The sequence below is a fragment of the Bacteroides sp. Marseille-P3684 genome (genome assembly GCF_900291465.1).
In the GTDB taxonomy this organism is placed as follows: domain Bacteria; phylum Bacteroidota; class Bacteroidia; order Bacteroidales; family Bacteroidaceae; genus Phocaeicola_A.
Genome location: NZ_LT985808.1, coordinates 489,025 through 500,842, shown reverse-complemented (window position 1 = coordinate 500,842; position 11,818 = coordinate 489,025). Strand labels below are relative to the sequence as shown.

General features: G+C 57.2%; 6 protein-coding genes. 1 reads left to right on the top strand and 5 read right to left on the bottom strand.

The genetic code is table 11. The features are described from left to right. Positions 1-19: 19 nt before the first annotated feature. Positions 20-1,165: a TlpA disulfide reductase family protein gene (locus tag C8275_RS01995; protein WP_106483879.1), complete on the top strand. Its 1,146-nt coding sequence runs from the start codon at positions 20-22 to the stop codon at positions 1,163-1,165. Between the two features lie 268 nt (positions 1,166-1,433). Here the strand turns inward: C8275_RS01995 and C8275_RS01990 are convergent, their stop codons facing one another. The 5 genes from C8275_RS01990 to ychF form a co-directional block, all read right to left on the bottom strand. Continuing rightward, on the bottom strand, positions 1,434-3,713 hold the full coding sequence (locus C8275_RS01990; protein ID WP_157948129.1) for a hypothetical protein: 2,280 nt from the start codon (positions 3,711-3,713) through the stop codon (positions 1,434-1,436). Between the two features lie 24 nt (positions 3,714-3,737). After that, positions 3,738-5,744, bottom strand: a complete 2,007-nt coding sequence (locus C8275_RS01985) for a RagB/SusD family nutrient uptake outer membrane protein (protein WP_106483877.1) — start codon at positions 5,742-5,744, stop codon at positions 3,738-3,740. 17 nt (positions 5,745-5,761) lie between these two features. Beyond that, positions 5,762-9,040 (bottom strand): TonB-dependent receptor, encoded by a 3,279-nt coding sequence (locus C8275_RS01980; RefSeq protein ID WP_106483876.1) that lies wholly within the window; start codon positions 9,038-9,040, stop codon positions 5,762-5,764. Positions 9,041-9,857: 817 nt separating this feature from the next. Beyond that, positions 9,858-10,694, bottom strand: coding sequence for a prolipoprotein diacylglyceryl transferase (gene lgt / locus C8275_RS01975; RefSeq protein WP_106483875.1), 837 nt, complete (start codon positions 10,692-10,694; stop codon positions 9,858-9,860). An 11-nt stretch (positions 10,695-10,705) separates the two neighbouring features. Beyond that, positions 10,706-11,809 (bottom strand): redox-regulated ATPase YchF, encoded by a 1,104-nt coding sequence (gene ychF / locus C8275_RS01970; protein WP_106483874.1) that lies wholly within the window; start codon positions 11,807-11,809, stop codon positions 10,706-10,708. Positions 11,810-11,818 lie beyond the last annotated feature (9 nt).

Here is an 11,818-nt window from a genome sequence, read left to right as displayed (position 1 = left end):
ACCCTATAGTAAGAATGTCATGAACAAATCATTATTCCCGGCAGTCTTTGTGACTGCACTCTGTGCCGCTTGTGCACAGCAACCCAAGGATGGGTTTACACTCACCGGCAGTGCCGAAGGGCTCGACGGACAGTATGTGTTCCTTTCGTATATGAACGATACCGTTCCGGTGACGGACAGTGCGTTGGTCGAAGGCGGTGCTTTCCGCTTTGAAGGGAAACTGAAGGTTCCGATCCGGGTGGGAATCTACCCCAAACTTCCCATGCAGCAGCTTGACCCGAAGCATTATTACAGCCCCTTCATCGAATCTGCTGACATGACCCTCACCATTGATACTGCCGACTGGAGCAAGAGCCGCTTGGAAGGCTCTGCCACCCAGCTTGCCGTGGACAGTCTGGAGGAGCAGCAGCGCGCCATCATGGCGGAAGCGGAAGCCATCGAGAAGGCGATAGCAGCCGAGACAGACCACGAGAAGCAGAATGAACTGCGTGAGCAGCTGGAACCTTTCCAGACGCGTGTACGCAAGCTCTCACTGGCTTTCATAGCAAACCATCCGTCGTCGTATGCATCGCCCGACATGCTTCGTTCCTATTCGGGTTACCTGACCTATGAGGAGCTGAAAGGGCTCTATGACGGACTTTCGCCGGAAGTGCAGCAGGTGGCGAGTGCCCGTGAGGTAGCCGATGAGCTGGAGACACTGGGACGTGTGCAGCCGGGACAGCCTGCACCGCTCTTTGAAGCAACCGACGTGAACGGGAAGCCCTTCCGCCTTGCTGACCTGAAAGGCAAGTATGTGGTCATCGACTTCTGGGCAAGCTGGTGCGTGCCCTGCCGCAAGAGCAATCCACACATGAAGGAGATGTATGCCAAATACCACGACAAAGGCTTGGAGTATGTCTATGTGGGCGACAATGACAACAGTCCGGAAGACTGGCGAAAGGCTATCAAGGAAGACGGGCTGGAGGAATTCCATCACGTGCTGCGAGGCATGAAAATGTCGCGTGAGAACGGCGAATGGAAGTTTGACCGTACGAATGACATCAGTGACAAATATGCCATCCACTTCCTTCCGACGAAGTATCTCATTGACCCCGACGGCAACATCGTGGGCAAGATGGAAAGCGATGAACTGGAGGCGAAGTTCAAGGAAATCTTTGGTGACTGATGTCGGGAGAGCCTTGAAGGCTGATTCCTGACCATGTTTGGGGTGCGGACAGCACAGTGTCTTCTTCGGAGGAGCTGTGTTGTCCGCTTTGTTTTTGCCCTCCAAAGCCCCACCTTATAAACACAGTAAAGGCCCGTCTCACGACGAGCCTTTACCCATTCTTTGCTTATGATGAATCAGTCGCTACTGCTCCGGCTTGCAATCAGGGAATCTCAATGTGTGTGGGTTGCAAGGTGAGTCCGGAGCTTTCACGCATTTTTGTTGTGCCTTATTTCCAAGCGGCACCGGTACGCCAGCGCGGGTCACCGATTCCCTTCGTGTAAATCGGGTGGTTGCGCACGCGGTCCGTGTTGTTGTAGTAGAAACCGTCCACGTTGTAACGGTTCATGTTCTTGTCGCGGTTCGGAGCCAGCGGACGCGGGTCTTTGAACAGCTCTTCAGGTGTCAGCTGGTAGCCCACGGCATCGGGTTCGTTGCCGTTGACATTGTCGCCGAACTTGATGCGGGTTTCTCCGATGCCTCCGGCGTTGAGCGAACCGCTCTGGTAGCCGGCACCGTCATTGCCGCTGAACGGATAGTTCGTCCAGAGTCCGTCGGTCAGGTTCTGGAGGTTGCCCTGGTTGTTGTACCAGGTGGGCACGGTGGTCGCATAGTTGTCGCTGAAGTCGTAGCTGATAGCCTGGTTGCTGATACGCATGCCGCGCATGTAGAGGTAGCGGTCGTCAGAGTCGCCGGCCTTCACCATGACGAAGAGGTTCTTGCGGCAGGTGATCTTGCTGCCCATCGGGATGTAGCGCGTCTCGAACATGAGGCCGTGGCCGGAGCTGGTCGAGTGCGGGCTGAAGTTGACGAACGTGTTGTTCTCCACGGTGATGTTCCAGGTCGTTCCGACAGGCCATGCCAGGTTGCCGTTCTCCGTCACGAGGGCGTGGCGCGGTGAGCCGATGATAGAGTTGTTGCGGAAGACAAGGTTCTGGTAGAAGTTCGAGTTGCGGTTGTTGCCCGGTCCGGCGAACCACGAGTAGCCACGTCCGTTGGTGTCATAGCAGCCGCAGTCGTAGAAGACGCAGTTCTCCACCGTCAGGTTCTCGATAATCTGGCGGTTCGGACCCTGGAAGCGGATGAAGCCACGTACCAAGCCGCTGAACGTACAGTTGGTCACACTCAGCTCGGTCAGCGAGAAGGAGAGACCCTGTGAGCTCATGTTCATGAAGTAGTTCGCACTGATGGTGTACGACGAGTTGCCACCCGTACCGTTCACATCCCAGTAGTTGTAGTACATCTGCGGCTGGAAGTTGATTTCGTTGAACTTGATAGCCTGGATGGTCAACATCATGCCGTTCTCGGCGCTGCTCTGTGCGTTACGTGCCAGGTTGAAGTTGACTTCCGACGGGTCGGTCATGGTCTCTGACGAGGCACCTACACCGAGGAGGATGCGGGCACGTCCCTTGGTCGGGAGGTCTTCGGGGTTGGTCTCGATGGTGAGGCCCTTGGTCAGTTCGACGTTGGTCGAGATGTAGTAGTCCTTGCCGCCTTCGAGGTAGAACACCTGTCCCTCAGCCATCGTGTTGTCACCCATGTAGTTGGTGAGCACGGTGTCGATACGCGTAGCCTGCAGGCCGGGCACGTAGCGTTGGGCGAGGATGGTGTCGTTCGGGTCGACGGTGGCGGGGATGATAATCGGTTCGCCCGGTTCACCCATCATACGCATCATCACCTTGTTGTACTGACGGTCGAAGTAGCGGGACACGTTGTTGTTCTGTCCGTAGATGACGTAGGAACCGTTGGAGGTCAGTCCTTCGAAGTCCACGTAGCCCTTGTCGCGGTCAGCCTGGGTCACCTTGTGGGTGATGGTCTCCAGCTGCGGGTTGTCGGCGGTGGGGACAATCTGGATTTCGTCGAACACCCATTCGCCGTTGGCAGTCTCGGCACCTGCTTCGAAGAAGTCACGGTAGGTCGTCTCGCTGCCGTTTTCCACGGTGGGGTTGAAGTTGACGCGGACGGTGCTCTCGGTCACTTCGGAAGGCCAGAACACGTCGGGCACGGCATAGCGTTCACCCGTGGTGATGGTCATGTAGTCCTTCTGGTGCGAGCCGTCGCCGTAGCCGTACCACTTGGAGTTGTAGGCATCACCCTTGGGGGAGAGAGCCTGGATGGCGTAGGAGTAGCCCGTGGAGTACTGCAGGTCCTCGTGGAGGAACGAGAGCTGGTCGGGCGGAAGGATGGTGTCGAGCACACAGTCGGTAGTCCACTCCGTACCTTGGATTTTCGCCTGGAGGCGGTAGCCGCTGGCTCCGTTGACACCGTACCAGTAGAGCTGCACGTCGTTGACATATTTGCTGGCGCTGTTAGGCGCTTCCGAGGCGATGGCGCACTGGTAGCGGTCAGAGGTGCCGGCGTTGGTGTTCTCGTCACGACGGAACATGGGCATGAACAGACGTTCGCTGTTGAACTCCCCGTCACTGACCACGTCGTCGTCCTGACAGGAGGGGAAGAACATGGTCACGCATGCCCAAAGTAGGAAGAAATAGATACTATGTTTTTTCATGTTGTCTCACGTGTTGGTTGAAGGTTAATATCCGTAGTAGTTCACATACGTGCCGTTGCTGCGCGAGATGGCATCGCTCGGGATGGGGAGGATGTAGCGCACGGGCGGCAGGCTGTTGAGGTCGGTCTCCAGTGAATACCAGGGCATGTCGCTCGGGAAGAGTGAACCCTGCTGGTCGATGTAGATGTATCCGCGGAGCGAGCAGCGGCAGTCGGCGCGGGCGATACCGGTGTCCTCGTCAATCCATCTGAACCACTCTGCCTGGCTCCAGGCATCGCTGCCGGTGATGGACGGCAGACGGTCTGCATGGTTGAGCTGGTAGTCGATGGGGATGGGTGCCCACTGGCAGTCGACACCATATTCCTCGTCGGTGAAGAACTCGATGACGTCGAGCACGGTGTTGGGGAAGCTGCCGTCGCCCGGGTTGGGAATCACGTGGTAGTAGATGTTGCGCGGATAGGAGTCGTACTCGTCATAGAGGTCGTAGGAGTAGTCGTCGCTGCCCACACCGTAGTAGCGCCAGAAGGTCGTATATACCACCTGGTTGTAGAGGTTCCAGCGGATGAGGTCTTTCCAGCGGATGTTCTCTCCACCGAACTCCCAGGCACGCTCGTCGACGAGGAGGTCGAAGAAGTCTTCCTTGCTCGAAGCCTGGTCTACGTAGACGTCGACCATCTCGCCCTGGTTGTCGGCATTGCGGAAGGCACGGCGGCGCACTTCCTTCAGAGCGTCGCGGGCGGCAGCCGTCGGACCGTTGTTCAGCTCGTTCTCAGCCTCGGCATACATCAGCAGGACGTCGGCATAACGCATGTAGGGGAAGTTGATGCCGGTGCTTCCTTCGCTCATGTAACCCAGCGTGTGGTCCGGGTCCCAGAACTTCGACCACTTGTTGCAGTAGTTGTTGCGGTCGTTCTCCAGTGTCGGTGTTCCGTCAGCCTCGTAACCCCAGAAGCCCACCATGGCGCGGCGTGCGTCCTGTGGGTCGAAGGTGAAGCGGTAGAAGGCGTTCAGACGGACGCTGGAGCTTGCCATACCCCACTGGTTGACACCCGTCGTTCCGCCGGCATTCGACTCGTTGCTCTTCGGTCCGTGGATGTAGCCGATGTTACCCGACACGAGCTGGGTGAAGGGAATCTCGAAGATGGGGTCGTCGTTGTTGGTCACGCGGTAGGCAGACTCGTCGATGAACACCTGCATGTAGTCCTTGTTCAGGCTGTGGGTGCCGGAGGAGATGACGGAGTCGCAGTACTGGCGTGTGATGGCATAGTAGTCTTTGTAGTCGTCGGGACGTTCCATGGTGCCGATGTCGGCTGTCGTGGCTCCCGGACGGAGTGAGTAACCGCCGCGGAAGAGGGCGATGCGGGCGATGAGCGACCAACAGTACTCCTTCGAGCAGCGTTCCACGCCACCTTCCAGTTCGGAGGCAAAGCGCATGGAGGGTGCGATGCCTTCCAGGTCCTCGATGAGGGTGGTCAGGATTTCGTCACGGTTCACGATGGGCATCACGAGGCTCTCGGCGTCGTAGGTACGCGTCATCGAGAAGGGGATGTCACCGAAGAGGATGACCAGGTCGAGGTAGCTCATGGCACGGAGGCACTTCGCCTCGCCAATCATCTGTATCAGGTCTGCGTCGCCCTGGGCGTACAGCTCGCTGGCTTCGGCTGCGGTAATGAAGTTGTTGGCGCGTTCGATGCCCGAGTAGGCGGCGTTCCAGGTCGAGAGCAGGTTGCTGGCGTCCGCCTCACAGTCGAACAGCTTGTATTCGTTGTGGCTGGCGCTCTGCAGCTCGTTGGAGCTGGTGGTGAACTCCACATCGCTGTTGAAGCAGAATGTGGTCAGGTAGGCATTGCCGTAGGTATTGTTGTTGCAGATGCCGGCATAGACACCGTTGAGCAGGCGGTTGGCTTCTTCGAGGTTGTCCATCACATAGTCGTCGGTGAACGCGGACGGAGAGTCGACCTCCAGGAAGTCGGAGCACGATGTCATGCCCAACAGGGCAAGTCCCAGGATGAAACTGTATTTCTTCTTCATGTGTTTCTGTGTTTGGTTTAGAATGAAATGTTAAGTCCGAACAGGTAGCCGCGGCTGCGCGGGTAGCGGTTGTAGTCCACACTCGGGGTCAGACCGCTCTGGATATCGATTTCAGGGTCGTAGCCGCTGTAGCCGGTCAGGCAGAAGAGGTTGGAGCCGGTCACATAGACACGCAGACGGGAGATACCCCAGTTGCTGGTGAGCTTCTCGGGCAGCGTGTAACCGATGGTGATGTCTTGCAGACGCAGGAACGAACCGTCCTCGATGAAGTAGGAGTGGGTGTAGCGCTCGGTCACGTCGTTCGGGTTCCAAAGTGTCTTGTTGGCATTGATGGACTGATAGACATCCATGTACTCGTTGTGCTGGCTGTTGCTGTAGAGCATTTCGTTGGCGTTGTAGAGCGTACCGTCGGCGTTGTAGATGTCGCCGTAGTAAACCCAGCGGTTCTCGTAGTTGAAGTCGGCGAGGACGTTCTTCGGGTCGCTCTGGCTGGAGCCATGGGCAGACGAAAGCTCGTAGGCGGTGGCGTTGATAAGGTCGAAGTTGAGCATGTAGGTGAAGTTGGCGTTGAAGTCGAAGTTCTTCCACTGTCCGCTCAAGCTGAAACCTCCCTGCAGACGCGGGTTGGTGTTACCGATAATCGTGCGGTCGTATTCGTCGATGATGCCGTCAGGCTTGCCTTCGGGACCGCTGAGGTCCTTGAACTTCGGACGTCCCGGCTGGGTGCCGTAGATACCGTCGCCGTTGACGGTTCCTTCCTTGGCTACGTAGTTGAAGTTCACGCGGTCGAACTCGTCGAAGCTGTACAGTCCGTCGTACACGTAACCGTAAATCAAGCCCACTTCCTCGCCTTCACGCAGACAGAAGTCGTTGTCCGATGACGACCAGCGGCTGGAGGTTGCCCACAGCTCCTTGTCGTCGCCGTTGAGGTGGTCGACGTGGGTCTTGTTGATACCCATGGTGAAGTTGGCGCTCAACACGGCGTCACGCGAGCGGTAGAGGTCGCCGCCTATGGTCAGTTCGAAACCCTTGTTGGTCACCTGACCCACGTTCTGCATCTGGCGGGTGTAACCGGTGGTCGAGGGAATCATGCTCTCATAGAGCAGGTCGCGCGTGGTGTTCCAGTAGAACTCCGGCGTGATGTTCAGGCGTCCGTCGAAGAAGCTCAGGTCGAGGGCAAGGTTGCGGGTGATGGTCGTCTCCCACTTGATGTCCTTGTTGGGGAAGGTCGAGCCGGAGCCGTTCTGGTAGTAGCCTTCACCGTTGAGGGTGGTCTCGCCCCAGCTCGGTCCACCGGTGGAGGAGATGCTGTACTGGTAACGCCAGAGGTCGGAATCAATCTCGTTGTTACCTGCCATACCGAAGGCGGCACGAATCTTGAACTGGCTAATCCAGTCGATGTCCTGCATGAACGGTTCTTCCGAGAGTACCCATGCACCGGAGATGGAGGGGAAGTAACCCCACTGGTCGCCCGGAGCAAACTTCGTCGAACCATCGGCACGGAACGTCAGCGAGACGAGGTACTTGTGCTTGTAGTTGTAGTTTGCCTGACCGAAGAATGAGAGCATGCGGTCGGGGGTAGACACGCCTGACGTGGTCTGGTAAGCCGTACCCAAGCCCATGTTGGCAAAGGCGGAGCGGGGAGGAGTCTGCTGCGGGAAGTAGCGTGCTGCCTCGAAGTTGGCCGTCGTCTGCGTGTGCTGCATTTCGTGTCCGAGGAGGAACGAGAAGTTGTGCACATCCTCGTCGCGCAGGCTGAGCTGGTAGTTCAACGTGTTCGTCCAGACGTATTTGTCCTGACGGTCGTTGGTGATTTCAGCCACCGGCATGTCGTTGTTGTTGGCAGCCTCGTCGGTCAGGTAACCGTAGAAGCGGTTGTCGTCGCGGAAGCGCCAGGACTGTGCGATGTCTGAGCGGAAGGTCAGTCCGTCGATAATCTTCCACGTCAGCGAAGCCTGGTTGGTGAAGGTGTAGGAGTGACGCAGACGGTAGTTCTGGTCGATGTCGTCGCGCGGGCTGGCGAGCATCCAGTTGCGCTCCTCGTCAAAGTTGACCGTCTCGTCGTCGCGGAAGATGTATTCGCGCAAGCCGTTCGTCGGACGGTAGCGGAGCACACCGATCAAACCCGATGTACCGATGCCCTCACCACCGGCACCCATGTCACGGCGGTAGGTGAAACGCGGGTTGAAGAGGAGGCTCACGCGGTCGGAGAGCTTCACGTCAATCTTCGTGTTCATGTTCGTACGGCGTACGCCGGAGCTTTCCACGACACCACGCTCGTCGTGGTGGGTCAGCGAGGTGCTGAGCTTGATGTTGTCGCTACCACCCTTCACCGTTACATTATACATCTGGGTGATGGGGGTGCTGCCCATGATTTCGTCCTGCCAGTCGTGGGTCACGGCATGTTGGTAGATGTCGAGGTCGTTCGGGTTACCGAAGTCGTTGCGGAACTGGTGGATTTTGCTGTTGCTTGCCACCGTGCCGTCGAGCTGGTAGCGGACGAACTCGTAGGTGTCGAGCAAGTCGAGCTTGCCGGAGAGCTGGCGTGCCTGCCAGTAGGTGTTGAATTCCACCTTCAGCTTGCCTGCCTGTGCTGATTTCGTGGTGACGATGACTACACCGTTACCACCCTTCGCACCATAGATGGCAGTCAGGGAGGCGTCCTTCAGGACGTCGATGGACTGGATGTCTGTCGGGGGAATATCGTTGATGTTGTCGGTGATGAAACCGTCGACCACGAAGAGCGGCTTGCTGTTGTCGCCACTCAGTGAGGTACCACCACCACGGATACGGATGTTGATGTCGGCACCCGGCGCACCATCGACCGTGGTGACCTGCACACCGGCAATCTTTCCTTGCAGTGCCTCACCGGCTGAAGCCACAGGCACCTGTGCCAACTTGGCTCCCGACACGGAACCGACGGAACCGGTCAAGTCCTTACGCACCTGGCTGACACCGTAACCGATGACTACGACCTCGTCGAGCGACTGCGAGTCCTCGCGCAAGGTGATGCGGAGTTCTTCACCGGCTACAGCCTCTACCTCCTGGGAGATGTATCCCACGTAGGAGACTACCAGCATCTTTCCTTTGGGGACAGTCAGCGTGAACTGACCGTCGAAATTGGTGATGACTCCGTTGGAAGGATTCCCCTTCTCCACAACCGAAGCACCAATGACAGTCTCACCTGTCTCGTCCACGACGGTTCCTTTCACCGTGATGGACTGGGCAAACAATCCCAGTGGCACAAAGAGGAGAAGTGCCAACAGAAGGAATAGTCTACCGTTCATGTTTTTCATGATTTCCTTTTGCCTCATAAAACAATAAGTGATTAAATAAAGTGATTAGTTAAAAAGCTCGTTGGATGCAAATGTAGGTTAAAAGGCAACTGGGGGGGGGGTAAATTTCTATCTTTTTGGTGGACAAATGTTGCTAACGGGAGCATCTGTCTGCTCTTTCTTGTTAAAATGAGGCTAAAAGGGCTGAAAAGGGTTCTTTCGTCCAGATTCGTTCAGAAGGGAAATTGGTAAAATAAATCATAAGGGATGCTAAAGTGATATCCTTTTGTAATGTCAAAATAATACTGAACTGACAGGTGAGAAAATGCCGGAATATTACAATAAGTCGCTCCCGCCGGAAGACGTCTGCCGACGCTTCTGTTCCGCCGTTCCGGACGGACAGAATGCCCGCATCACGAGGGGACGTCAAAGGAAGATACACCCTCCGAACCTTTGCGTTTGTCCGTGCAAACACAAGCCTTTGACCGGACAAACACAAGTGTTTGACGCGGCAAACCAATTGGTTTGATATACCTGAGTATCATACTTGACTTATCAAGGTATCATACTTATCCAGGAAAGGTATTATACTTAGACCCCCTAAGTATTATACTTAGGCTGCCTAAGTATTATACTTTGGTCTGTCAAGCCCCTGTGCTTGTCAGATTAAGCACGGGCTTTTAGTGAGTCAGGCACGTGTGTCGAGTGAGTTGGCCGCTTGTCTTCCGTCCGTCAAGCCACCGTGCCTGCCGGTCCCTGCATACGAAACAGGGGGACGGGGCTACGGATGTCACCGCAGTCCCGTCCCCCTGTCAGAGAGAACGTGAGGAAGGAAGGATTATTTCCCGGAAAGCTTCCGGAGCCAGCGTCCGCCGACCATGCAGGCGATGCCCAGCACGACGAAGGGGATGCTCAGCCACTGTCCCATGTTGAGTGCCATGCCCTCCTCAAAGCCCACCTGCTCCTCCTTGATGAACTCGACGAAGAAGCGGAAGGCGAATATCGTTGTCAGGCAGAAGCCGAAGAAGAAGCCCGTCCCCACCTTGTCACGGTGGCGTCGGTAGAGCAGCCAGCCGGCAAGGAAGATGACCAGGTAGGCGAGTGCCTCGTAGAGCTGTGCCGGGTGACGTGCGAACGCCTCGCCATTGTGCACGAAGATGAAGCCCCAGGGCACGTCGGTCGGAAGCCCCACTATCTCGGAGTTCATCAGGTTGCCCAGACGGATGCAGCATGCCGTGAGCGGCGTCGCGATGGCAATGTTGTCGAGCACGCGGACGATGTTCAGCTTCGTCCGTCGGACGTAGAGCCACAGCGCAATCATCAGGCCCAGCGTGCCGCCGTGGCTCGCCAGACCCTGGTAGCCCGTGAATATCCATCCCGAGGCGGTGTGGCGGAAGGGGAGAATCATCTCCAGCGGATGGGTGAGGTAGAAGCCCGGCTCATAGAAGAGGCAGTGCCCCAGGCGGGCGCCGACGAGGATGCCCACGAAACAGTAGAGGAAGAGTGGTTCGAAAAGCTCACTCTTGATGCCCTGCTGGCGGTAGAGCCGTTGCACGATGAGGTAGGCGAACAGCAGTCCGATGATCCAGCACAACGAGTAGTAACGGATGTGGACAGGCCCGATGCTGAAAAGCTCGATGCCGGGGTTCCACGTGATGAAGGCGAGTGTGTCCATATCGGGAAGGTTTAGACGTTAAAGCGGAAGTGCATGATGTCGCCGTCCTGTACGACGTAGTCCTTGCCCTCGACGTTCAGCTTGCCGGCTTCGCGCACGGCGGCTTCGGAGCCGTAGGTGAGGTAGTCCTCATACTTGATGACCTCGGCGCGGATGAAGCCCTTCTCGAAGTCGGTGTGGATGACGCCGGCGCATTGCGGAGCTTTCCATCCCTTGTGGAAGGTCCACGCCTTCACCTCCATCTCGCCGGCGGTGATGAACGTCTCCAGGTCGAGCAGCTTGTAGGCAGCCTTGATGAGGCGGTTGACGCCCGACTCCTCCAGTCCGATTTCCTGCAGGAACATCTGGCGGTCTTCGTAGGTCTCCAGTTCGGCAATCTCCGACTCGACCTTGGCAGCCACGACGAGCAGGTCGGCACCCTCCTCGCGGATGGCTTCACGCACCTGTTCGACATACTTGTTGCCGCTGACGGCGCTGCCCTCGTCGACGTTGCAGACATAGAGCACCGGTTTCGAGGTGAGCAGGAAGAGGTCGTGTGCCGCCCGCTGCTCGTCCTTGCCCTCAAACTGCACGGTGCGTGCCGACTTTCCCTGTTCGAGTGCCTCCTTGTAACGCAGGAGGACGTCGTAGAGCAGCTTCGCCTGCTTGTCGCCCCCGGTCTGTGCTTGCTTCTGGACCTTCTGGATGCGTGCCTCAATGGTCTCGAGGTCTTTCAGCTGAAGCTCGGTGTCGATGATTTCCTTGTCGCGTACGGGGTCCACCGTGCCGTCGACGTGGGTGACGTTGTCGTCGTCAAAGCAGCGCAGTACGTGGAGGATGGCGTCCGTCTCGCGTATGTTGGCAAGGAACTTGTTGCCCAGTCCTTCCCCCTTGCTGGCTCCCTTGACCAGTCCGGCGATGTCGACAATCTCGACGGTGGTCGGCACGATGCGTCCCGGGTGGACCAGCTCGGCGAGCTTGTTCAGCCGTTCATCGGGGACGGTGATGACACCGACGTTGGGTTCAATGGTGCAGAAGGGGAAGTTGGCAGCTTGTGCCTTAGCGTTGGATAAACAGTTGAAGAGGGTCGATTTCCCGACGTTGGGCAGACCCACTATTCCACATTGTAATGCCATATTCTAGAA